Genomic DNA, 23,017 nt, shown 5'->3' on the forward strand with positions numbered 1-23,017 from the left:
GGTTGGGTTGGGCTGGGTGCGGCGCGGCGCGGCTGGGTTCGGCGCGGTGCGGCTGGGTGCGGCTGGGCCGGGCGCCGCGCGGCCGGGCTGCGCTCGGCTCGGGCTCGAAGAGTAGGCTCAGCCGGATGAGCCTCGCCGCCGCCCAATTCGTCTCCAGCACCACCCTCGGAACCCGAATCGTGGTGCGCACCCGCATCGAAGGCGGGGTCACGGATGCCGTGGGTTACTTGCGGTCCGTCTCCGACACAGGGTGCATGGTTGAGACCAAACGCGGTCTGGTCGTCCTCGCGCTCGCCGATGTCGTGGCCGCGAAGCCGGTGCCGCCGCCGCCCGTGCCGCGTGCGCCGCGGCATCCGCTCGCCGACTAGCCCCCGGGCTCGCCGGTGCCCGCCGGACCTGCCCCGACACTTCCGTGGCCAACTCAGGAGATCCCTGGGCGGCCGCAGTCTGCTCCGCACTGGTCTGCGGCCACGGCGGAGCGGTCCGCGCGGATCTCCTGAGTTGGCCCCATGCCAGGCACGGTCGGAGCCTCGCTACGTGCATAACTCCTGCCAATTCTCGGCGGGGGGCTGTTTCAGGGCTCTATTGGCCACATCCGGCAGAATGTGCGGGAGCTATGCACGCGGGTCGGTGGCTAACTCAGGAGAACCACGGCCAGTTGCGGTTCCCGCCCCCGGAATCAGGCGGTGGATGTTTGCGTGCGGCTTGGATCTCCTGAGTTAGCCCCATCCGGGCACGGAAGCAGCACTGCGGGGGCGGAAGATTCGAACCCCCGAGAGTTGATTGTAGAGTTCGTCGAGACTAATGCCCGCCCGCGTGCTGCAGCGCGATCTGGCGGAGAATGGGGGATTCGAACCCCCGAGGGCTCTCACCCAACACGCTTTCCAAGCGTGCGCCATAGGCCACTAGGCGAATTCTCCTGGCCGAACGTTCCCTCAAGGAACGACCTAGGGAAGCTTACCTGTTTCCGGCGGCCTCCGCGCACACTCGCCCCGGCCGCCCGGTACAGACCCGGTACAGACTTGGTACAGACTTGGTACAAGACCCGGTGCAGACCCGGTGCAGACCCGGTGCAGACCCGGTGCAGACTCGGAATCGACTCGGAATCGGCCCGTTTTCGGCCTCGCCGGCTTTGCGTCTAAACTAAGGGTCGGCTCCTCGCGTGGCGCCATCTCGGCCAACTCCCCCAGGACGGAAACGTAGCAAGGGTAACCGGGCTCTGGTGGGTGCGCGAGGAGTCTTTTTCATGCCCGCACGCGCCGGAAAAACAGCCACAGCCCCGCCACAGCCCCGCCACAGCCCCGCCACAGCCGCAGGCCGTTAGCAATGATAACGATTTCGCCTCATCTCGTAAGATGAAATGGCGCAGATAACGCCCCCGCCCCGATAGTGCCTGGAGGCACCATGGCTGAAATATCCGGTAAACCCTTTCTCTGGCCAGACCGGTCACCGCATCCGCTCAGCGCTGAAGCGCTCGCCAGCGTCGATGCCTGGTGGCGGGCCGCCAACTATCTGTCGGTAGGGCAGATCTACCTGCTCGACAACCCGTTTTTGCGTGAGCCGCTCACGCGGGACCACATCAAGCCGCGTCTGCTCGGCCATTGGGGAACCACTCCGGGGCTCAATTTTCTTTATGCCCACCTGAACCGCGCCATCCAGGAACGGTCGATCAGCACCCTCTACGTCACCGGCCCCGGCCACGGCGGCCCCGGGATGGTGGCCAACGCCTACCTCGACGGCACGTACTCCGAGATCTACTCCGGCGTCGACCAGAGCGAGCAGGGCGTCAAGGCCCTGTTCCGCCAGTTCTCGTTCCCCGGCGGCATCCCCAGCCACGCCTCGCCCGAGACGCCCGGCTCGATCCACGAGGGCGGCGAGCTCGGTTACGCGCTCAGCCACGCCTACGGCGCCGCGTTCGACAACCCCGACCTGCTGGTCGCCGCGGTCGTCGGCGACGGCGAGGCCGAGACCGGCCCGCTGGCCACCAGCTGGCACTCGAACAAGTTCATCGATCCGCTTCAGGATGGCGTCGTGCTGCCGATCCTGCACCTCAACGGGTACAAGATCGCCAACCCCACCGTGCTCGCCCGCATCCCGGAAGAGGAACTCCTCGACCTGATGCGCGGCTACGGCCACAAGCCCTACATCGTGGATGGCGGCTTCGACGGCGAGGATCCCCTTCTCGTTCACCAGCGCATGGCGCTCACCCTCGACGAGGTGCTCAACGAGATCGCCGCGATCAAGGCGCGCGCCCTCGCCGGCGACACCGAGCGTCCGCGCTGGCCGATGATCATCCTGCGCACGCCCAAGGGCTGGACCTGCCCGCCCGTCATCGACGGGGTGCAGGTCGTCGACTCCTGGCGTTCGCACCAGGTGCCCCTGAGCAACGCCCGCGACACCGAGGCTCACACCCGGCTGCTCGAAGAGTGGCTGGCCTCCTACCGGCCGGGCGAACTCTTCGACGCGAACGGCGCCCCCGCCGCAGAGATCTCGGCGCTGGCCCCCGCGGGCGACCTGCGGATGAGCGCGAACCCGGTCTCCAACGGTGGGCTGCTGCGCCGGGCGCTGAAGCTGCCCGACTTCCGGGAGTACGCGGTGGATGTCCCTTCCCCGGGCGCCACCACCGATGAGGCGACCAAGGTTCTCGGCACCTGGCTGGCCGACGTCATCCGTGACAACCCCGACAATTTCCGCATCTTCGGGCCCGACGAGACGGCCTCCAACCGCCTCGCCCCGGCCGTCTACGCGGCCACGGACAAGCAGTGGAACGCGGAATTCCACGAGGGTGACACGAACCTCGCCCGCGCCGGCCGCGTGATGGAGATGCTCAGCGAACACCAGTGCCAGGGCTGGCTGGAGGGCTACCTGCTCACCGGCCGTCACGGCCTGTTCAACTGCTACGAGGCCTTCATTCACATCGTCGACTCGATGTTCAACCAGCACGCGAAGTGGCTCAAGGTCACCCGCGAGATCCCGTGGCGCCGCTCAATCTCGAGCCTGAACTACCTGCTCAGCTCGCACGTCTGGCGCCAGGATCACAACGGGTTCTCGCATCAGGACCCCGGGTTCATCGACCACGTCGTCAACAAGAGTGCGGATGTCGTACGCGTCTACCTGCCGTTCGACGCCAACACGCTGCTCGCCACCTACAGCCACTGCCTGCGCAGTGTGGACTACGTCAACGTGGTCGTCGCCGGCAAGCAGCCCGCGCCGAACTGGCTCACCATGGACCAGGCCGTCGCGCACTGCAAGCGGGGTCTGGGCATCTTCGACTGGGCCGGAACCGAGACGTTCGGCACCTCACCCGACGTCGTGCTGGCCGCCGCCGGCGAGGTGCCCACCCTCGAGGTGCTGGCCGCGGCCGCCATCCTGCGGGAATGGCTGCCCGACCTATCGGTGCGCGTTGTGAACGTCGTTGACCTGATGCGCCTGCAGTCCGAGGCGGACCACCCGCACGGCCTCAGCGACAACGAGTTCGACGCCATCTTCACGGCAGACAAGCCGATCGTGTTCGCCTACCACGGGTATCCGTGGCTGATCCATCGCCTGACCTACAAGCGCACCGGGCACGGTAACCTGCACGCCCGCGGCTACAAGGAGAACGGCACCACCACCACGCCGTTCGACATGGTCATGCTCAACGACCTCGACCGGTACCACCTGGTGATGGACGTCATCGACCGGGTTCCCGGACTCGGCGCCCGCGCCGCCCTGCTTCGCCAGGAGATGCAGGATGCCCGCCTTCGGGCCCGCAATTACACCCGCGACCACGGGGAAGACATCCCCGACGTCACCGAATGGGTCTGGGACGCCGATGGCGTCGGCGTGACCCCCGACAATGCCGGTGTCTCCACCGGCGGAGACAACGTATAAACCGTGGCTGACAGTATCTACATCACCTCTGCCGAGGGAAATACCGGCAAATCCACCATCGCCCTGGGCGTGCTCGACACCCTGCTCCGTTCGGTGGAGCGCGTCGGTGTGTTCCGGCCCGTGGCTCGCTCGGCGCACCATCCCGACTACGTGCTCAAGCTGCTGCTCTCGCACCTGTCGAGTGCGTCTGCGCTCACCGTGCAGCCCCCGCTGACCTACGACGACTGCGTCGGCGTCACCTACGACGAGGTGCACCTCGACCCCGACGCGGCCCTCGGCCGCATCGTGCAGCGCTTCAAGGCCGTCGAGGCCCAGTGTGACGCGGTGGTCGTGATCGGCTCCGATTACACGGATGTCGGCAGTCCCACCGAGCTCGCCTTCAACCTGCGCATCGCCGCCAACCTGGGGGTGCCGGTGCTGCTGGTGCTCGGCGGGCGGGTCGGTCCCGGCCAGCGCGACACGCTCAGCCAGGGTGACCGGCAGCTCGGCCAGAGCGACCCGCGCACGGCCGAGGACATCCGCCAGTTGACCGACGTGACCCTGGCGGAACTGCGCGACGAGCACGTTTCACTGCTTGGCGTGATCGTCAACCGCGCCGATCCGACTCGGCTCGATGAGCTCATCGACGCCGTGCGGAGCGTCGTCGACGCCGACACGAAGCCCGGCAGCGGGCGCAACGCGGTGCCGGTCTGGGCGCTGCCCGAAGACCCGTTCCTCGTGGCCCCGAGCATGAAGAGCATCCTCAAGGCCACCGACGGCACGCTCGTCAAGGGTGACCCCGCGCTGCTGTCCCGGGAGGCGCTCGGCGTGGTCGTGGCGGCCATGTCGATGGTCAACGTGCTGCCGCGCCTGTTCGAGGGCGCCGTGGTTGTGGTTCCCAGCGACCGCCCGCAGGTGCTGCTGGCCGTTCTGATGGCGAACTCGTCCGCTACGTTCCCGTCGATCGCCGGCATCGTGCTGGTCGGCGGCTTCGCCCTGCCCGAGGAGATCGGGCGGCTCGTCGAGGGGCTCGACGCCTCGGTGCCGATCATCAGCACCGAGCTGAACTCCTATGACGCCGCGCTGCGCATCACACACACGCCCGGACGGATGGCCGCCGACTCGCAACGCAAGCGCGACACGGCGCTGGCGCTCTTCGAAGGCCACGTGGAGGCATCCGTGCTGCTCGACCGGCTCAAGGTGAGCCGTGCCGACGTGGTGACGCCGCTGATGTTCGAGTACATGCTGCTCGAACGCGCACGCACCAACCAAAAGCGCATCGTGCTGCCCGAAGGGGACGACGACCGCGTGCTGCGCGCCGCCGCGACCCTGCTGGCCCGCGATGTGGCCGACATCACGATTCTCGGTGAGGAGTTCGAGGTGCGCTCGCGTGCCATCGGCCTCGGCCTGGACATCGCCAAGGCGCAGGTTCTGAGCCCCTTCGACGACGTGCTGCGGCGCAAGTTCGCGGAGGCGTACGCGAAGCTGCGCGCCCACAAGGGCGTCACGGTCGAGCAGGCCATGGAACTCGTCACCGACGTGTCCTACTTCGGCACCATGATGGTGCAGCTCGGGCTGGCGGACGGCATGGTCTCCGGGGCGACGCACACCACGGCGCACACCATCCGGCCGAGCCTGCAGATCATCAAGACGCGTCCGGGAGTCTCGGTCGTGTCCAGCGTGTTCCTGATGGCGCTGGCCGACAAGGTGCTCGTCTACGGCGACTGCGCGGTGAACCCTGACCCCACCGCGGAGCAGCTCGCCGACATCGCCATCTCGGCGTCGGAGACGGCCGTCGAATTCGGTATCGAGCCGCGCATCGCCATGCTGAGCTACTCGACCGGCGAGTCCGGGCAGGGTGCCGACGTGGACAAGGTGCGGGCCGCCACCGCCCTCGTGCGGGAGCGTCGCCCCGACCTTCTGATCGAGGGTCCCATCCAGTACGACGCGGCAGCGGATGCCGCCGTCGCCGCCACGAAGATGCCCGGTTCGGCTGTCGCCGGCCGCGCCACCGTCTTCATCTTCCCCGACCTGAATACGGGCAACAACACGTACAAGGCCGTGCAGCGGAGCGCCGGAGCAGTGGCCATCGGCCCCGTCCTCCAGGGCCTGCGCAAACCCATCAATGACCTTTCTCGAGGAGCACTAGTGCAGGACATCGTCAACACCGTAGCCATCACCGCGATCCAGGCCGCGACGCTCGCAGCGTCCGAGTCCGGCACCCCGGCAGCTTCGGCTTCTGGTGCGGCATCTTCCGCCGCAGCGGCGGTGTCCGCATGACCGCCATCCTGGTCGTCAACTCCGGATCGTCGTCGTTCAAGTACCAGCTGATCGACATGGACACCGAAACCGAGCTCGCCAGCGGCCTGGTCGAGCGCATCGGCGAGCCGATCGGGCACTCACGGCACACCGCGGGAACGTCGAAGGGCGGCCGCACCGAGCGCGACCAGCCGATCATGGACCACACCGCCGGCTTCGCCGTGATGATCGAGGCCTTCGCCGAGCACGGCCCGAAGCTGTCCGAGACGAACCTGATCGCCGTCGGCCACCGCGTGGTGCAGGGCGGCAACCGGTTCTTCGAGCCGACCGAGATCACCCACCTGGTCGAGCTGAACATCGAGGACCTCTCCGAGATCGCTCCGCTGCACAACCCGGCCAACGTGCAGGGCATCCGTGCCGCCCGCGCCAGCTTCCCGAACGTGCCTCACGTCGCCGTGTTCGACACCGCGTTTCACCAGACGCTGCCGCCGGCCGCGTACACCTACGCGATCGACAGGGACATCGCGACGCGGTACCGCGTGCGCAAGTACGGCTTCCACGGCACCTCGCACAAGTTCGTCTCGGAGGCCGCGGCGGCCTACCTGGATCGGCCCCTGGCCGAGGTCAAGACGATCGTGCTGCACCTGGGAAACGGGGCATCCGTGTGTGCCGTCGACGGCGGCGAATCGATCGACACCTCCATGGGCATGACCCCGCTGCAGGGGCTCGCGATGGGCACCCGCTCGGGCGACATCGACCCGGCCGTGATCTTCCACCTGCGCCGCCGGGCCGGGATGACCACCGCCGAGCTCGACGACCTGCTCAACCGCCGGGGCGGCATGCTGGCCCTGGCCGGCAACGGCGATATGCGCGACGTGGAGGATGCCGCGGTCGCGGGCGACCCGGTCGCCCAGGCTGCCCTCGACGTGTACTTCCACCGCGTCAAAGGCTATGTCGGCAACTACTACGCGCAACTCGGAACCGTGGACGTCATCGTCTTCACCGCGGGCGTCGGTGAGAACTCGCCGATCGTGCGCGCGGGCGCCCTGGCCGGACTCGAGGGCATGGGGATCGAAATCGACCCCGTGCGCAACGAAGCCAAGTCCCGCACGCCGCGCGTGATCTCCACGGACAACTCCCGGGTAACCGTGCTCGTCATCCCGACGAACGAGGAGCTGGAGATCGCCCGGCAGACGCTGGGGACGATCAAGCGCACGCATCCGTCGGTGTAGGGGGTTCGCTGATAGGGGTTTCGGCTCCTGTGTCTCGTTGATGCCTTTGTTGATGCCTTTGTTGATCGGCCGTTCCCGGGTTCCGGGGGCGGCCGATTGGCGTGTGGGGGTTCGGGGCGCTCGGGATGCGGGGTGCGAGGTGCGGGGTGCTGGGTGACGTGACTTCGAAGTTTTTAGGCGACACGGGTCACCCCAGCGCCGTCGGCGGCGTGTTGCGAAATTCTCCGAGTTTAAAGTCGAGCCGGGAGCCGGGTGCCGGGAGGGCAACACGCGGCCGGCGACGGATGTCCGCGCTCGCCGCGCCCGATTCCGATCTCGCGACCTCCGCCTCCTGCGCGGGTAGTATTTTCGCGTGCGCACACTCCTGAACTTGATCTGGCTCGTGCTGAGCGGGTTCTGGCTGTTCCTGGGCTACCTCGCCGCAGGCATTCTGCTCTGCGTGCTGATCGTTACGATCCCGTGGGGCATCGCGTCGTTCCGCATCGCCGCCTACGCGCTCTGGCCGTTCGGCCGCACCGTCGTGGCCAAACCCACCAGTGGAGCGTTCTCGTTCATCGGCAACGTGATCTGGGTGATCCTCGCGGGCTGGTGGCTGGCCCTGGCGCACATCGTCTCGGGAATCGCGCTCTGCCTCACCATCATCGGAATCCCCCTCGGCATCGCCGACTTCAAGATGGTGCCGGTTTCGCTCGCGCCCCTCGGCAAGCAAATCGTGAGCAATCGCCCCGGCGCGTTCGACCAGGCCGTCGCCCGCCGCGCCTGAGCCGCCGTGCCTGAGCCGCCGTGCCTGAGCCGCCGCGCCTGAGCCCCGCCCGCTTGAGCCCCGCCGCGCCTGAGCCTGCCCACCTGACAAACGGATGCCACCCGCCCCACCACACACCCCACCCACACCACACACACCCCACACACACACCCCACACACGCCCCGCCCCACACAGCACTAGTCAGTGGCTCCGGCTACGATTGACCTCGTGGTTACCGCCCTGTATCGCCGCTACCGGCCCGAGACTTTTGCCGAAATGATCGGTCAGTCTCAGGTGACCGATCCGCTGATGACGGCCCTGCGCACGAACCGGGTGAATCACGCCTATCTGTTCAGCGGGCCCCGAGGTTGCGGCAAGACGACATCCGCCCGTATTCTCGCGCGCTGCCTGAACTGCGCCGAGGGTCCCACCGACACACCATGCGGGGTCTGCCCGAGCTGTGTGGAGCTGTCCCGCGACGGCGGCGGATCCCTCGACGTGGTCGAGATCGACGCGGCCAGCCACAACGGGGTCGACGATGCCCGGGACATCCGTGAGCGCGCAATCTTCGCTCCCGCCCGCGACCGATACAAGATCTTCATCCTGGACGAGGCGCACATGGTCACGCCGCAGGGCTTCAACGCGCTGCTGAAGATCGTCGAAGAGCCGCCCGAGCACGTCAAGTTCATCTTTGCGACAACGGAGCCCGAAAAGGTGATCGGCACCATCCGTTCGCGCACGCATCACTACCCGTTCCGGCTCGTGCCGCCCGGGCCGATGCTCGAATACGTGCAGCAGATGTGCGACACCGAGCAAATGACCGTCGCGCCGGGCGTGCTGCCGCTCGTGGTGCGGGCCGGCGGCGGGTCGCCGCGCGACACCTTGTCGCTGCTCGATCAGCTGATGGCCGGATCCGACGGGCACTCCGTCGAATACGACCGCGCCGTGGCGCTGCTCGGCTACACGAACGCGTCGCTGCTCGACGAGTCCATCGACGCGATCGCCGACCGCGACCCGTCCGCCGCGTTCGACGCCGTCGACCGGGTCGTGCAGACCGGCCAGGACCCGCGCCGCTTCGTCGAAGACCTGCTCGAACGCCTGCGCGACCTCATCATCGTGGGCGCCACGAGTGCCGCCGCCGCTGCCGCCGTGCTGCGCGGCGTGCCGCAGGAGGAACTCGACCGCATGGCCGTGCAAGCCGCGAAGTTCGGCCCCGCCGAGCTCTCCCGCACCGCCGACGTGATCAACGCCGCCCTCACCGAGATGACCGGCGCGACCAGCCCCCGCCTGCACCTCGAACTCATGATTGCCCGCGTGCTCATCCCTGCGAGCGACGATTCCACCCGCGGCGCGCTCGCCCGCGTCGAACGCCTCGAACGCCGCATCGGGGTCGGTTCCGGTTCTGGTTCCGGGTCTGGTTCTGATCCCGGCGACAGCCCGGCGACGGATGCCCCAGCCACCAGCCCGGTCGGCTCGCCCCCGCGCGCGGCTGCGGTCTCGGCGACGCATGCCTCCGGCCGGCCCGCGGTCTCCGGCGGTGCTGCTGCTGCTGCTGCTGCTGCCGCCGCGCCTGCTGCCGCTGCGCCCGCGACCCAAGTCGCGGCCCCGCCCCGCCCTGTCGGACCCGTCACCCTGCAGCAGGTAAAGGACTCTTGGCCGCAGATCCTCGAGGCAGTCAAGGCCGCCAAGATCAGCGCCTGGCTCGTGCTCTACACGGCCCGCGCCATGGAACTGCGTGGCGGCGACCTGTTGGTGCTCTCCTTCCCGAGCCAGAACGACGTCGCCGGACTCAAGCAGTCGGCGGCCCCCGGGCAGGGCGTCGGCGACTATCTCAAGCGCGCCGTCAACGAGGTGCTCGGCTTCACGCCCCAGCTCACCGCCCGGGTCGACTCCCCGAGAACGGATGTCCCAGCCACCCCCAACGCATCCGCCCCCGCTCCGGCACCGGTCGCCCCGGTCTCCCCGGGGACAGGTTTCGGCGTGCAGGACTCCACCGCGCCGAGCCCTGTCGCGCGGGCCGCAACCGTCAGCGGCTCGGCCGCAGCCGGGTCCGGAAGCGGCGACACCGGCTCCAGGACGACACCCAAATCCGCTGCTGCAACAACCGACGAGGCGTCGCCCGCCGACGCCGACCCCGATCCGGCTGCTGCCGCCGACCCCGATCCGGCTGCTGCCGTGAACGCTGCAGCCGGTTCCGCCCCGGCCGGCGTTGGCAAGGTTGACGCCCCAGAAGCGCCTGCGGCATCGGCTGCCGGCCCCACGGTGACCAGCCCCACGGTGACCAGCCCGGCGGCGGCCAGCCCGGCGGCGGCCAGCCCGGCAGTGGCCAGCCCGACAGTGCCCGAGTCGCCGGTGACCAGCCGCGCAACTGCCAGCCCGGCGGTCGCCGCGACCGCGACCGGCTGGGCGACCGCTGCCATTCCGAGTCCCTCGGATGCCGGCACCGGCTGGGCCACGGTGGCCATCCCGGGGTCAGCCCCGGCTGCTGAAACCGCTGCTCCTGCGTCTGCGGCCTCCGCTGCGACCCCCGATGCCCCCGCGCACGCATCCGCCCCGCAGACCGCCCCGCGTTCCACGCCGAGCGCGCCGGCGCCCACGACGCTTCCCGCGTCCGGGCGAGACCCTGAGCCGCAGCCGCCCTACGACGACGAGCCCCCGCCCTACGACGAGGAATTCCCGCCGGACCTGCACCCGAACGGCGGCCAGCCCGGCCGCTACCAGGCGCCCGCCGCGCGTGCGGGATTGTCCGCAGCGGGAGCCCAGCACCAATCGGGAGCCCAGTCTCAGCCGGGAGCCCAGGCCCAGTCTCAGTCCCAGTCTCAGTCCCAGTCTCAGTCTCAGCCGGGAGTCCAGTCCCAGTCCCAGTCTCAGAACGGCGCCCAGAACGGCTTCCCAAGCGGCGCCCAGCCCGGAACCCCGGCGCGCACCCAGGTGCAGGCTCCGAACCGGGCGGGCGTCGAAGCATCCGTTGCCCGTCGCGGGCCCGCCTTTGCGGAGAAGCAGCGCTACGGCGAGTCGGTGGTGCGCGAAATCCTCGGCGCCACCTTCCTCGAAGAACAGCTGCACGATCCGGCATCCCGAACCAGAGGCGACTAAACCATGTACGAAGGCATTGTTCAGGAACTGATCGACGAGCTCGGCACGCTACCCGGGATCGGGCCCAAGTCCGCGCAGAGGATCGCGTTCCACATCTTGCAGACCGAGCAGTTCGACGTGACCCGGCTCGCCAACGTGCTGCTCGAGGTGCGCGACAAGGTGAAGTTCTGCGACATCTGCGGCAACGTGTCCGAGCAGAAGACCTGCATGATCTGCCGCGACCCGCGCCGCAATCCCGCGATGATCTGCGTGGTGGAAGAGGCCAAGGACGTCGTCGCGATCGAGCGCACCCGCGAATTCAAGGGGCTCTACCACGTGCTCGGCGGGGCGATCAGCCCCATCGACGGCGTCGGACCGGACGACCTGCGCATCCGTCAGCTGATGCAGCGCCTTGCCGACAACACGGTGCAGGAGGTCATCATCGCCACCGACCCGAACCTCGAGGGGGAGGCGACCGCAACCTACCTGTCGCGCCTGCTGACCACCCTCGAGATCAAGGTCTCCCGGCTCGCGTCAGGGCTGCCGGTCGGCGGCGACCTCGAGTACGCCGACGAGGTGACTCTCGGGCGGGCCTTCGAGGGCCGCCGTACCGTCACGAACTAGCCCCCCCGCCGCCTGCCCACTGCCGCAAGTGTTACCGGAGCGGACAACTGTGCCCGGTGTGCCGGCAACAGTTGTCCGCTCGGGCAACAGTTGCCGTCAGGAGTGGCCAGGGGACAGCATCCGCCACCGACCTCGCCGGACTGGACCGCCCGCCCGCCCGGACGACAGACGGGCCGGGGCGACGGATGCCGCGTGTCGCGAAATTCTCCGCAGTTACGGCGTTCTATTTCGCGCTGGCGGTCGCCCGCGGGTGCGCGGCTGGAGCAGCCGCCGCCGGCACCAGCGGCTTGTTCGCTTCGAGCACCGTGCGGTACGCGGGTAGGTGCGTGAACAGCTCGTCGATGAGCGGGTTGCGGCGTCTCTTCACGATCGTGTAGGTCTGGAAGACCACAACGGCGATGTTGGCCGCGAGGGCCACGGCGCTCACCCAGAACAGGGCGACCGGGTCGTGCGACGACTTCACTGCGAACTGCGAGCTCGACACGAAGGTCGGGAAGGCCATGGTGAACATCATCCAGAACGCCAGGGTCTGCGCGCGGTGCTGCAGCCAGGCGCCGCGCTTGATGAAGAAGGCGGGGATCGTGCACGACACGAGCAGGGCCGCGCCGGCGTAGAACGAGTGGTCGCCGACCGCGTTGTAGACGTAGGCGAAGTTCCAGAGGTCGTAGGCGATGATCCAGAACCACAGCATGTCCGGCCAGATCATGTCCTTCTTGGGGCCGCGGCTGATGATGATCCCGGCCCAGCCGCAGATCGTGAGCAGGTTCAGCAGCCCGGCGATACCGTTCATGATGTTCCACGGCCCGCCCACCATGAACACTCCGTCGACCATCCCGTTCAGCCCGTAGACCTGGAAGTCGCGAATCACGGCCTCGAAGATGTTGAGCGCCAGAATGAACGCGGGGAACATCAGCGCGTACCGGTTCTTGGCCAGACGCGGAATGAAACGGATGGCCATGAAGCCCAGGCATCCGGCAAGTGCCGAGTAGACCTTGACCCAGTGAAACCAGGTACCCGTGCTGGACCCGGCGCCGGCGGTGGTGGGCCACACGAAGATCGTCAGCGCCACCGGCAGTGCGATAAACAGCGCCAGCGACGCCCATTTGCTCGACCGTGCGACCTCGTTGGCGATCATCAGCCCCGCGACGACCGCGACCCACATCAGGGTCGACAACCACGGGATGGCATCGAATAGGAACATATGCGAATACTCCTTTGACTGGGTGAAAAAGTGATGCTAGAGAAAAGTCTTAGGCCGGCGCGTTGTGGTCGAGGTGGAGCGTCTGGCGCACAATCGCCACGAGCACATCGTCCGAGACGGTGGGCGTGGAACGCACGAGCCCGATCAGCCCGAACACCAGCACAGAGAACACCTCGGAGACGTTGTCGATCCGGATCTCGTGCCGCCGCGCGTAGGCCTCGACGGTCGTGACCTGCAGCCGGTCGACGACGGCCTTGACGGCCCGGTCGACGAACTCGTTGTAGAGCCCGGCGTACTCGGTGCGGCCGAGTTCCTCGCGGAAGAGGTCGGTGCGATGCAGGTGGTGACGGAACAGTGCGACGCACTCGACCAGCGCGCGGTCGATGTCGCCGGGGATACGGGCGGCGTCCCAGAGGTTGAGGTCGGTCACGAACTCCGCGATGTGGTCCTCGCAGATGAGGTCGATGATCGCGTCCTTGTGCGGGAAGTAGTGGTAGATCAGGCCGCGGGTGACGCCGACCCGGGCGGCGATGTCGGTGATCTTCACGCGGGCCACGCCGCGCTCGGCGACCAGTTCCCGGGTGGCGCGCAGAATGTCGTCCCGGCGCTCGTCCGGCTGCTTGCTCTGGCGCACCGGCACCGGCACCGGCGCTTTCGACGTGAACTCGTCGGGCATCGGAGCTTCCTCGGCAACTGGGTCAAAGCGCGTGGCGGGGCGGGATCCACCCTCTGCCCCGATCCTGCGACCGCGATTGACATAGTGTCAATGACAGGGCGTCAATGGGTGCCGCACACCGTCACATGACCGCTGCCGAATACAACAGCATTTATGATGGGAGCTTGCCTGTGCCCGCGTACCCGAACCCTTGGAGTGCCACGTGAGCTTGATCGTGCAGAAGTTCGGCGGATCATCCGTCGCCGACGCCGAAAGCATCAAACGCGTGGCCAAACGCATCGTCGACACCCGCAAAGCGGGCAACGAGGTCGTCGTCGCCGTCTCCGCGATGGGAGACTCCACCGACGAGCTGCTCGACCTTGCGCACCAGGTCACCCCGATCCCCGCGCCGCGCGAGCTCGACATGCTCCTCACCGCGGGCGAGCGCATCTCGATGGCGCTGCTCGCCATGGCGATCAAGAGCATGGGCTACGACGCCCGCTCCTTCACCGGCAGTCAGGCCGGCATGATCACGGATGCCCAACACGGCGCCGCCCGCATCGTCGACGTGACTCCCGGGCGCATCCGCGATGCCCTCGACGACGGTGCCGTGGCGATTGTCGCCGGTTTCCAGGGCTTCAATCGCGACACCAAGGACATCACCACGCTCGGCCGCGGCGGTTCTGACACGACCGCCGTCGCGCTGGCCGCCGCGCTCAGCGCCGATATCTGCGAGATCTACACGGATGTCGACGGCGTCTTCACCGCCGACCCGCGCGTCGTTCCCCGGGCCCACAAACTCGACCGCATCTCCAGCGAGGAAATGCTCGAGCTCGCCGCCGCTGGTGCGAAGGTCCTCTATATTCGGGCGGTGGAATATGCGCGTCGGCACGGTGTGACGCTGCATGTGCGGTCCTCGTTCAACAACAACGTGGGAACCATTGTCTACAACCCCGACACCACGAGCCCGCATGTCGCGATCCCGAATTCGTCGGCCACCGAGCGCACACATCCCAATAACGCATCCGCGAATGGAGAGACAGTGGAAGAGCCAATCATCGCCGGGGTCGCCGCCGACCTGAGCGAAGCCAAGGTCACGGTCGTCGGCGTTCCCGACATTCCGGGCAAAGCCGCGCAGATCTTCAAAATCGTCGCGAAGACCAACGCGAACGTCGACATGATCGTGCAGAACGTCTCGGCCGCGTCCACGGGACTGACCGACATTTCCTTCACCCTGCCCAAATCGGAGGGCCAGCAGGTGCTGACCGCGCTGAGCAACGAGCAGACCAACGTCGGGTTCGCCGGTCTGCAGTATGACGACCAGATCGGCAAGCTCGCGCTCGTCGGCGCCGGCATGCGCACCAACACGGGCGTGTCCGCGAAGCTGTTCGAGGCGCTGTTCGAGGCCGGGATCAACATTGAAATGATCTCGACCAGCGAGATCCGCATCTCCGTGGTCACCCGCGCCGACACCATCAACCAGGCGCTGCGGGTCGTGCACACCGCATTCGGCCTGGACTCCACCAACGACGCCGTCGTGCACGGCGGCACCGGCCGCTAGCCGGCATCCGTCGGCCCAACCGGGCTCGGCCGGACGCCAGCCGGGCTCGGTCCCACCCCGCCTCACCCCGACTCACCCCACCCCGCCTCACCCCACCCCGACCCCGTTCAACCGGTTTCCCTGGGGCTAACTCAGGAGAACCAGAGGCCACAGGCGCGATCCGGCTGGAATTCGGGCCAAGTCGCGAGAATCTCCTGAGTTAGCCACAAATGCAGATGCAAATGCAGATGCAGATGCAGATGCAGATGCAAGTGCAGATGCAGATGCAGATGCAGATGCAAGTGCAAGTGCAAGTGCAAGTGCAAGTGCAAGTGCAAGTGCAAGTGCAAGTGCAAGTGCAAGTGCACGAGCAAGTGCACGGGCGAGAGCGAGACCACCAGCACCACCAGCACCAGCAGCCACGGCATCCAGCGGAGGAAACACAGTGAACAGCACCGCAGCAAACAGCACCGCAGCAAACAGCACCGCAGCAACCAGCACCGCAGCAACCAGCACCGCAGCAACCAGCACCACAGGAATCCAGATCGGCGTCGTCGGGGCCACCGGCCAGGTCGGAGCCGTCGTGCGCAGCCTGCTCGAGGAACGGGACTTCCCGGTCGGAGGCATCCGTTTCTTCGCGTCGTCCCGGTCCGCCGGCTCCGTGCTGCACTTCAAGGGCGAGAAGATCGTCGTCGAAGACGCCGCCACCGCCGACCCCAGCGGACTCGACGTGGCCATCTTCTCCGCCGGCGCGACACTCTCGAAAATTCAGGCTCCCCGGTTCGCCGCGGCCGGCGTCACCGTGATCGACAACTCCTCCGGGTGGCGGATGGACCCCGACGTGCCGCTTGTCGTCAGCGAGGTCAACCCCGAGGCCATCAAACTCGCCACCAAGGGCATCATCGCGAACCCGAACTGCACCACCATGGCGGCCATGCCCGTGCTCAAGGTGCTGCACGACGAGGCCGGCCTCGAACGCCTCATCGTCAGCACCTACCAGGCGGTCTCCGGCAGCGGCCTGGCCGGCGCCCGCGAGCTCGCCAGCCAGGTGCGGGCCGCCGCCCTGAGCGACAACCTGCTCCAGCTGGTCCACGACGGGTCCGCTGTGCCCATGCCGGCACCCATCGTCTACGCCCGCCCGATCGCGTTCGACGTGATCCCGCTGGCCGGTTCCATCGTCGACGACGGCGAATTCGAGACCGACGAGGAGAAGAAACTCCGCAACGAGAGCCGCAAGATCCTCGAGCTGCCCGATCTGCTCGTTTCCGGCACCTGCGTGCGCGTGCCCGTCTTCACCGGCCACGCCCTCTCGATCAACGCCGAGTTCGCCAACCCGTTGACCGTCGCCCGCGCCCTCGAACTGCTCGCCACCGCCCCCGGCGTGGTCGTGACGGATGTCCCCACACCCCTCGAAGCGGCCGGCCAGGACCCGAGCTTCGTCGGCCGCGTGCGTCAGGACCGCGGCGTGCCGAACGGGCGTGGATTGGCCCTGTTCATCACCAGCGACAACCTTCGTAAAGGTGCGGCACTCAACGCCGTGCAGATCGCGGAACTCGTCGCCGCGGACCTGCTCGTTCGCTGACCTCAGCGTGGTGGTGTATAACCGGGCGCTCACTCCGCTAGTGTCAGACTTCGTGGGCGGGAATCGGAACTCAAGGGGCGTCAAACGCCTGGCTTTCCTTGCGTTCGCCGGCATCGGCCTCGCGCTCATCGCCACGTCGTTCGTGCTGCTCCTTGATGAACCCTCAGACAGCTGGCTGATCGCCGGGGTCGGTGTGGTCTGCGCGGCCGCCCTCGAGCTCACCTGGGTGCGCGTGGGCGCCGTGGCGCACCGCAGCCCGATGATCAGCCTCCCCGTTCTGGCGCTGCCGGCGCTGGCCCCCACCCTCTCCCTGCCGGTCTCGGCCGGGCTGATCGCGCTCGGCGTTCTGCTGGCCATCCTGATCGAGTCCGGGCGGGCATCGGTCGCGCTCTACAGCGCCGGCCTGCAGGGTGCCGGCGCCCTCGCCGCCATCGGCCTGTTCACCTGGTTCGGCGCGGGCGGACTGCCGATTCTGGTGGGCGTGGCCGCGGCATCCGTGGGCTATGTCTTCTTCATCATCGCGACCGAGGTGCTGCGCCAGCGCTTCGTCGCCAGCCCGCTTGGTCGGCGCAGCGGCGGGCGACCCCTGTCGCCGTTGCGGGTTCTGCTGGTGCTGGTCGGAACCGTCGTGGTCACGGTGACGGCCGCGCACTGGAGTGTCGTCGGGCTGCCGTTTCTGGTGGAGGTCACCAACACGCTCGATGCCGTCATCGTGCTGTTCGCCCTGATGATCGTCGCCTCCGTGGTCAAGGTCTCCACGGTGATGGCGGTCATGCGCCACCGGCTGGCCGGCATGGTCGCCGCCACGAGCGCGCTTGCCGCCGACCCGGCCACCGGGCCCTCCGGGTGGGTCACCCCAACGAGCCCAGCCACCACAGGCACCGGCATCACGAGCGGTACCGCCAACACCTACCCCGCCACGAGTGCCGCCGACGCCACCCCAGAGCCCGAGCCCGGCTCCCCGGCGGCCGTCACCGACCTGCTGCGCCGGGTGGTGGCGGATGCAATCGGTGCCGAATCCGTCATCGTGCGCAGCGAGCCCGCGCAGCCCGGCGAGATCAGCATGCTGCTGCCGCTGGCCGGCGCCATCGGGCCGGACCAGTACATCGTGGCCCGGCGCGACGCCATGGACGGCGCCTTCACCGGCAACGACCGCCGCGCCCTCCAGGCCCTGGCCACGACCGCCGAGATGGTCGTGCGGGCCCGCCGCAACATCGCCGGCCTCACCCTGCGCGCCAACACCGATCCGCTCACGAGCCTGCCCAACTACGGCGCGTTCCAAGAGGCCCTGGCGAACATCAACGACCACCGGGACTACTCAGAGGCCCTGGCCGTGCTATTCATCGACCTCGACGAGTTCAAACGCCTGAACGACCGGTTCGGCCACCAGACCGGCGACGAGGTGCTGCGCGAGCTCGGGCGTCGGCTGAGCGCCGTGGTGCGCCCGAATGACGTGGTCGCCCGGGTCGGCGGCGACGAGTTCGTGATCATCCTCACCCACCTGGCGTCGCTGGCCGAGGCGAAGTCCATCGCCGAGCGCATCCTGGTGGTCTCCGGGGAGCCGATGCTCATCGGCCAGACGACCCACAGCCCGATCATCAGCGTGGGCCTGGCCTACTCGGCGCACCGCGAAACCGACGTCAACCAGCTGGTCCAGGATGCCGACCGGTCGATGCTCGCGATCAAGAAGTCCCGGCGGCGTGGCGGCCCGTCGAAGGAGAGCAGCCTCAACATCTCGAGCCACCGCTCCTCGCAGATGAACGACATCATCGCCCACGCCATCGACGAGGACCTGCTCGAGCTGGCTTTCCAGCCCATCGTCAGCCTCGTCACCGGGCAGATCTGGGCGTTCGAAGCCCTCGTGCGCTACACCGACCCGGACCTCGGCCCGCTATCGCCGCCGTCGATCGTCGAGAAGGCGAAGGGCCTCGGCCGGCTCGACGCGATGACCCGCCAGGTGGCCGTGAAGGCCATGGCCGCCGCGGCGGACTTCCGGCTGATCGAGCCGCGCGTGGTGTGCATGACCATCAACGTCGAGGCCGGGCAGATCCTGCCCGAGCGTGTGGGCAACTACATCGAGGAGCTCGCGGACCGCTACCCCGGCATCTCGCTCTGCCTCGAACTCAACGAGCGGTCGATGACCAAGGTCACCCCGGCCATCCGTGCCCAGGCCGACCGCCTGCGCGACCTCGGCATGATGATCGCGCTCGACGACTACGGTTCCCAGGATTCGTCGGTCGACGCCCTGGTACGGATGCCCATGGACATCCTCAAAATCGACCGCAGCCTGGTCGACGACCTCGACGACATCCGCCAGCGGGAGGTGCTCACCGCCCTGCAGGGTTTCGGTGACAACCTCGAGTACTCGATGATCGTCGAGGGTGTGGAGAACGATGCGATGGCGAACCACCTGAGTGCGCTGGGCATCCGTAGCGCGCAGGGGTTCCACTACGGCGTGCCGGAGAGCTTTGAGAAGACCCTGTCGCGGCTGGAGTTGTACGGCGCCCGTGCGGTCGTGCCGAGGCTCGGCATTACGCTTGTTTCATGAGCACAGAACCGGTTCCGTTCGAGGTGGAGACGATCGTTTTCGACCTCGAACCCGAGCGTCGGGCGGTGATCTACCCGGTGCTCGACGTCGTGCGCGATGCCATGCCCGCGGGGTATCGGCTCGGCGTCTACGGCGGCATGCTCGGCTGGGCGGTTCCGCTGGAACTGTTGGCGAACACCGACGACAAACAGCCGCTCGTCTACGTGAGCCTGGCCGCGCAGAAGCACTACAACTCGCTCTACCTGATGGGCCTCTGCAGCTTTCCCGAGAAGGATGCCGCGTTCCGCTCCCAATGGGACGCCACCGGACGCACGCTGAACATGGGCAACAGCTGCGTGCGGTTCAAGACGCTGGCCGACCTCGATCTCGACCTGATCGTGCGCGAGGTCGCGAGCGTGTCCGTCGACGACTTCATCGCCAACTACGAGCTCCTGAAAAGTCGCGGCTGAGCCGCTTTTGGTGGCAACTGAGTCGCTTATCGGTCGCGACTGGACCGGTTTTGAGCCGCGATTGGGTCGCTTTTGAGCTCGTTGCCGAGCCAACCGTGACCTGACGCGTCTGCGTCCCGGCGGGAGGCATCCGTTGCCACCGATATGGTGGAAGAGTGAATCCAATGGCGAAGATTGATGTCGTTCTTATTGGTGGCGGCATCATGAGCGCCACCCTCGGTACCTTGATCAAGCAGTTGCAGCCCGACTGGAGCATCGAGGTTTACGAGCGATTGGGGGAAGTCGCTCAGGAAAGCTCCAACCCGTGGAACAACGCGGGCACCGGCCATGCGGCTCTGTGCGAGCTGAACTACATGCCCGAATCGAAGGACGGCTCGGTGACCGCGGCCAAGGCCGTGGCGATCAACGAGCAGTTCCAGATCAGCCGCCAGCTGTGGGCACACCTGGTCGAGACGGGCGTGCTGCCCGAGCCCACCAACTTCATCAACTCCACCCCGCACATGACTTTCGTGCACGGCGAGAGCAGCGTCGAATACCTGCGCAAGCGGTTCGCGGTACTCCAGGGCGAGCCCCTCTTCGCGGGCATGGAGTACAGCGAGGATCCGGCCGTGATCGGCACCTGGACCCCGCTCCTCACCCAGAAGCGCCCGAAGAACCAGAAGATCGCGGCGACGCGCATCGTGTCCGGCACCGACGTGGACTTCGGCGCCCTCACCCGCTACCTTTTCGCCAACCTCACCGCCGAGGGCGTGGGCGTGCACACGAACCAGCAGGTCACCGGTGTGAAACAGCTCACGGATGGCTCATGGAAGCTCAACCTGCGCCGCCTGGTCGGCAACCACCCGAGCGTCGTCAACGCCCGGTTCGTTTTCGTCGGTGCGGGCGGCGGCGCCCTGGCGCTGCTGCAGCAGAGCGGCATCCCCGAGGTCAAGGGTTTCGGCGGGTTCCCGATCAGCGGGCAGTTCCTGCGCACCACGAACCAGAAGCTCGTCGCCCAGCACCACGCGAAGGTCTACGGCAAGGCGGCGAAGGGTGCTCCGCCCATGTCGGTGCCGCACCTCGATACCCGCGTCGTCGATGGAGAGACCTCGCTTCTGTTCGGACCATACGCCGGCTTCACCCCCAAGTTCCTCAAGTCGAGCAGCTGGCTCGACCTGCCGTTTTCGATCCGGGTGCACAACATCGGGCCGATGCTGGCTGTGGCGGCGCACAACTTCGGCCTGATGAAGTACCTGATCGGCGAGGTGTTCGCCTCAAAGAAGACGAAGCTCAAGGCGCTGCAGGAGTTCATCCCGACCGCGAAGCTCGCCGACTGGGAACTCATCACCGCCGGACAGCGCGTGCAGGTCATGAAGAAGGATCCGGAGCAGGGCGGCGTGCTGCAGTTCGGCACCGAGGTCATCACCTCGGCCGACGGCACCATCGCCGGGCTGCTCGGCGCCTCCCCGGGAGCCTCGACCGCGGCCCCGATCATGGTTGACCTGATCAAGCGCTGCTTCCCCGAGGAGTACCCGGCCTGGGAACCCAGACTGCGCGAGATGATCCCGAGCCTCGGCACGAAGCTCTCCGACGACCCGGCCGTTGCCGCCGCGTCGCTGGCGGCAACCGCGGCCGTGCTGAACCTGACCGCGTAGGAGGTTGCCCGGGGGCGGGGTTGCCCGGGCCCCACGGGCTGGGGGGGTGCCTGTTCTCTGCCCGTGCCCGCGGGCTAGGTGTTGTTCCCACTGACGTTGTGAGCACGGTTGATGGGTGATTTGCCGCCGATGCCGGTATGGGGTCTGTGGTGATTGTAGCTATGGATCCAGTCTTGGTAGGTGGCTGCTCGGGCGGCATCTGAGTTGTAGTGGTGGGCGTAAGCCCATTCCGCGGCGAGGGTGCGGTGGAATCGTTCGATCTTTCCGTTGGTTTGGGGTCGGTAGGGCCGGGTGAACTTGTGCGTAATGTCGCCCAGAGCGTCGTTGAAGAACTTCGACCGGTAGCAGGAGCCGTTGTCGGTCATGACGCGCAGCACAGTGATGTCGTGGGTCGCGTAGAACGCGTTCGCGCGGCCCCAGAAGCCGGCCGCGGTTTCCTTCTTCTCATCGGTCAAGATCTCTGAATAGACCAGCCGGGAATAATCGTCGATCGCGGAGTGCAGAAATGAGTGGCCCACGCCTGCCTGACGGTTGCGTTTGCCGGCTTGGCGGCCGAGAGTGCGGTGGCCGCCGCCGTCGGGGATGCGACCAAGTTTCTTCACGTCAACGTGCACCAGCTCGCCTGGGGTTTTCTTCTCGTACCGAATCGGTTTGGGTTTGCGCACCGGCAGGCCCGTGTTCTGGTCTAGATGGCCCAGCAACGGCATCCGGTACCGGTTGAGGATCTTCGAGACCGTCGATTGCGGCAGCCTCAGGTGGTAGCCGATGCGGTGCGGCCCCCACCGCCTCGTGAAGCGCAGCGCGATGATTCGCCGTTCGGTGCGCCGGGCACATTGGTTCGGGGAGAAGTGCGGGCGCGACGACCGGTCGACGAGCCCGGCACCACCCTGAGCCCGGTACCGGGTAACCCATTTGGCCACGGTCGCGCGAGAGACCTGGAGCCGTTCGGCGACCCGGGCTTGAGCCCAGCCGTCGTTCACGACGAGCTGAACCAGCTTCAGCCGGCCTCCCGGGGTCAGCGGGGCGTTGGCATGAGTAACGTAAGAGATGAGGGCCTCCGTTGCATCGTGTTGAGTGTGGTAACCCAATCGATACCGGAGGTCCTCACCTTTTTAGCTCACGCCACGCTCACAACCTGTATGGGAACAACAGCTAGGGGTGGTGCCGCCTGGGCTGGGGATGCCTGTGGGCTGGGGGTGCCTGTTCTCAGCCCGTAACTTCGGAGTTTTTCGCAGCATGCCGGTCGAGCGGCCTGGGGTGACCCGGTGTTTCCGGACAGTCCTCCTGAATTCAGGATTGGATAGACAATGGAACACGAGAAACACAAACACTTCAGCCCGGAGTTTCGGGCTGCCGCGGTCACCCGCGTCGCGGAGGGCGACAAATCGATCGTGAAAGTCGCCGCAGCGCTCGGGATCAACCACCGGACTCTGTGGACTTGGGTCAACGCCGCGAGGCTGAAGACCATCGATCCTGCTGGTGAGCTCACGCCGCAAGCCAGGAAACGGATCCGGGACCTGGAGAAGGAAAACGCCCTGCTGCGGAGGGATCTCGACTTCGAGAAAAAAGCGAAGGCCTTCTTCCTGGAACTCGATCAAAACGACAACGGTTCGAAATGATCTC

Annotated in this window: 17 protein-coding genes, 1 tRNA gene and 1 other RNA gene; 14 read left to right on the forward strand and 5 right to left on the reverse strand. The window is 67.3% G+C overall.

Features of this window, described 5'->3' with window-relative positions:
• Positions 1–125: 125 nt before the first annotated feature.
• A complete protein-coding gene (locus E3T25_RS02995; protein ID WP_104169199.1) occupies positions 126–368 on the forward strand; it encodes a ferrous iron transport protein A in 243 nt (80 codons plus the stop codon).
• A 464-nt stretch (positions 369–832) separates the two neighbouring features.
• On the opposite strand, the gene E3T25_RS03000 is transcribed toward E3T25_RS02995, so the two are convergent.
• A tRNA-Ser gene (locus tag E3T25_RS03000) sits at positions 833–920 on the reverse strand.
• 229 nt (positions 921–1,149) lie between these two features.
• Here E3T25_RS03000 and ffs point away from each other — a divergent pair.
• The 7 genes from ffs to recR all read left to right on the forward strand — a co-directional run bounded on the left by ffs (position 1,150) and on the right by recR (position 11,785).
• An RNA gene (gene ffs / locus E3T25_RS03005) (signal recognition particle sRNA small type) lies at positions 1,150–1,246 on the forward strand.
• Between the two features lie 158 nt (positions 1,247–1,404).
• Positions 1,405–3,873, forward strand: a complete 2,469-nt coding sequence (locus E3T25_RS03010; protein WP_134372068.1) for a phosphoketolase family protein — start codon at positions 1,405–1,407, stop codon at positions 3,871–3,873.
• A 3-nt stretch (positions 3,874–3,876) separates the two neighbouring features.
• Positions 3,877–6,132: a phosphate acetyltransferase gene (gene pta, locus E3T25_RS03015; RefSeq protein ID WP_134372070.1), complete on the forward strand. Its 2,256-nt coding sequence runs from the start codon at positions 3,877–3,879 to the stop codon at positions 6,130–6,132.
• Positions 6,129–7,343, forward strand: a complete 1,215-nt coding sequence (locus E3T25_RS03020) for an acetate/propionate family kinase (RefSeq protein WP_134372072.1) — start codon at positions 6,129–6,131, stop codon at positions 7,341–7,343. Before pta ends, E3T25_RS03020 begins: the two co-directional genes overlap by 4 nt.
• Before the next feature lie 352 nt (positions 7,344–7,695).
• Positions 7,696–8,106: a YccF domain-containing protein gene (locus E3T25_RS03025; protein WP_134372074.1), complete on the forward strand. Its 411-nt coding sequence runs from the start codon at positions 7,696–7,698 to the stop codon at positions 8,104–8,106.
• Between the two features lie 208 nt (positions 8,107–8,314).
• Positions 8,315–11,182: a DNA polymerase III subunit gamma and tau gene (locus E3T25_RS17785; RefSeq protein WP_134372076.1), complete on the forward strand. Its 2,868-nt coding sequence runs from the start codon at positions 8,315–8,317 to the stop codon at positions 11,180–11,182.
• Positions 11,183–11,185: 3 nt separating this feature from the next.
• Positions 11,186–11,785: a recombination mediator RecR gene (gene recR / locus E3T25_RS03035; RefSeq protein WP_104099829.1), complete on the forward strand. Its 600-nt coding sequence runs from the start codon at positions 11,186–11,188 to the stop codon at positions 11,783–11,785.
• A gap of 223 nt (positions 11,786–12,008) precedes the next feature.
• Here the strand turns inward: recR and E3T25_RS03040 are convergent, their stop codons facing one another.
• Complete coding sequence (locus tag E3T25_RS03040) at positions 12,009–12,986, reverse strand: DUF5692 family protein (protein WP_134372078.1); 978 nt, start codon at positions 12,984–12,986, stop codon at positions 12,009–12,011.
• A 49-nt stretch (positions 12,987–13,035) separates the two neighbouring features.
• Positions 13,036–13,662 carry a TetR/AcrR family transcriptional regulator gene (locus tag E3T25_RS03045; protein ID WP_134372080.1) on the reverse strand — a complete coding sequence of 209 codons (627 nt, stop codon included), beginning with the start codon at positions 13,660–13,662 and terminating at the stop codon, positions 13,036–13,038.
• Positions 13,663–13,864: 202 nt separating this feature from the next.
• Between E3T25_RS03045 and E3T25_RS03050 the strand changes: the two genes are divergently transcribed.
• Complete coding sequence (locus E3T25_RS03050; protein WP_134342256.1) at positions 13,865–15,202, forward strand: aspartate kinase; 1,338 nt, start codon at positions 13,865–13,867, stop codon at positions 15,200–15,202.
• 131 nt (positions 15,203–15,333) lie between these two features.
• On the opposite strand, the gene E3T25_RS03055 is transcribed toward E3T25_RS03050, so the two are convergent.
• Positions 15,334–15,609 (reverse strand): hypothetical protein, encoded by a 276-nt coding sequence (locus E3T25_RS03055; protein WP_166785930.1) that lies wholly within the window; start codon positions 15,607–15,609, stop codon positions 15,334–15,336.
• A 110-nt stretch (positions 15,610–15,719) separates the two neighbouring features.
• Between E3T25_RS03055 and E3T25_RS03060 the strand changes: the two genes are divergently transcribed.
• The 4 genes from E3T25_RS03060 (at position 15,720) to E3T25_RS03075 (ending at position 21,394) form a co-directional block, all read left to right on the forward strand.
• Positions 15,720–16,763 (forward strand): aspartate-semialdehyde dehydrogenase, encoded by a 1,044-nt coding sequence (locus tag E3T25_RS03060; RefSeq protein WP_241980587.1) that lies wholly within the window; start codon positions 15,720–15,722, stop codon positions 16,761–16,763.
• A gap of 52 nt (positions 16,764–16,815) precedes the next feature.
• Positions 16,816–19,311, forward strand: coding sequence for an EAL domain-containing protein (locus E3T25_RS03065; protein WP_134372084.1), 2,496 nt, complete (start codon positions 16,816–16,818; stop codon positions 19,309–19,311).
• Positions 19,308–19,760, forward strand: a complete 453-nt coding sequence (locus E3T25_RS17300; RefSeq protein WP_134342253.1) for a DUF1801 domain-containing protein — start codon at positions 19,308–19,310, stop codon at positions 19,758–19,760. Before E3T25_RS03065 ends, E3T25_RS17300 begins: the two co-directional genes overlap by 4 nt.
• A gap of 164 nt (positions 19,761–19,924) precedes the next feature.
• Positions 19,925–21,394, forward strand: a complete 1,470-nt coding sequence (locus E3T25_RS03075) for a malate:quinone oxidoreductase (RefSeq protein WP_134372086.1) — start codon at positions 19,925–19,927, stop codon at positions 21,392–21,394.
• Between the two features lie 74 nt (positions 21,395–21,468).
• On the opposite strand, the gene E3T25_RS03080 is transcribed toward E3T25_RS03075, so the two are convergent.
• Positions 21,469–22,443, reverse strand: a complete 975-nt coding sequence (locus tag E3T25_RS03080; protein ID WP_134372182.1) for an IS481 family transposase — start codon at positions 22,441–22,443, stop codon at positions 21,469–21,471.
• Between the two features lie 258 nt (positions 22,444–22,701).
• Between E3T25_RS03080 and E3T25_RS03085 the strand changes: the two genes are divergently transcribed.
• Positions 22,702–23,013, forward strand: coding sequence for a transposase (locus tag E3T25_RS03085; RefSeq protein ID WP_134372088.1), 312 nt, complete (start codon positions 22,702–22,704; stop codon positions 23,011–23,013).
• The last annotated feature ends 4 nt before the right edge of the window (positions 23,014–23,017 follow it).

The organism is Cryobacterium sandaracinum (assembly GCF_004403415.1).
GTDB classification, from domain to species: domain Bacteria; phylum Actinomycetota; class Actinomycetes; order Actinomycetales; family Microbacteriaceae; genus Cryobacterium; species Cryobacterium sandaracinum.

Coding starts and splice junctions, on each gene's coding strand:
- E3T25_RS03045 (WP_134372080.1), bottom strand. CDS start 13,662: ATGCCCGACGAGTTCACGTCGAAAGCGCCGGTGCCGGTGCCGGTGCGC.
- E3T25_RS02995 (WP_104169199.1), top strand. CDS start 126: ATGAGCCTCGCCGCCGCCCAATTCGTCTCCAGCACCACCCTCGGAACC.
- E3T25_RS03010 (WP_134372068.1), top strand. CDS start 1,405: ATGGCTGAAATATCCGGTAAACCCTTTCTCTGGCCAGACCGGTCACCG.
- recR (WP_104099829.1), top strand. CDS start 11,186: ATGTACGAAGGCATTGTTCAGGAACTGATCGACGAGCTCGGCACGCTA.
- E3T25_RS17300 (WP_134342253.1), top strand. CDS start 19,308: ATGAGCACAGAACCGGTTCCGTTCGAGGTGGAGACGATCGTTTTCGAC.
- E3T25_RS03020 (WP_134372072.1), top strand. CDS start 6,129: ATGACCGCCATCCTGGTCGTCAACTCCGGATCGTCGTCGTTCAAGTAC.
- E3T25_RS03075 (WP_134372086.1), top strand. CDS start 19,925: ATGGCGAAGATTGATGTCGTTCTTATTGGTGGCGGCATCATGAGCGCC.
- E3T25_RS03040 (WP_134372078.1), bottom strand. CDS start 12,986: ATGTTCCTATTCGATGCCATCCCGTGGTTGTCGACCCTGATGTGGGTC.
- E3T25_RS03085 (WP_134372088.1), top strand. CDS start 22,702: ATGGAACACGAGAAACACAAACACTTCAGCCCGGAGTTTCGGGCTGCC.
- E3T25_RS03055 (WP_166785930.1), bottom strand. CDS start 15,609: ATGCCGTGGCTGCTGGTGCTGGTGGTGCTGGTGGTCTCGCTCTCGCCC.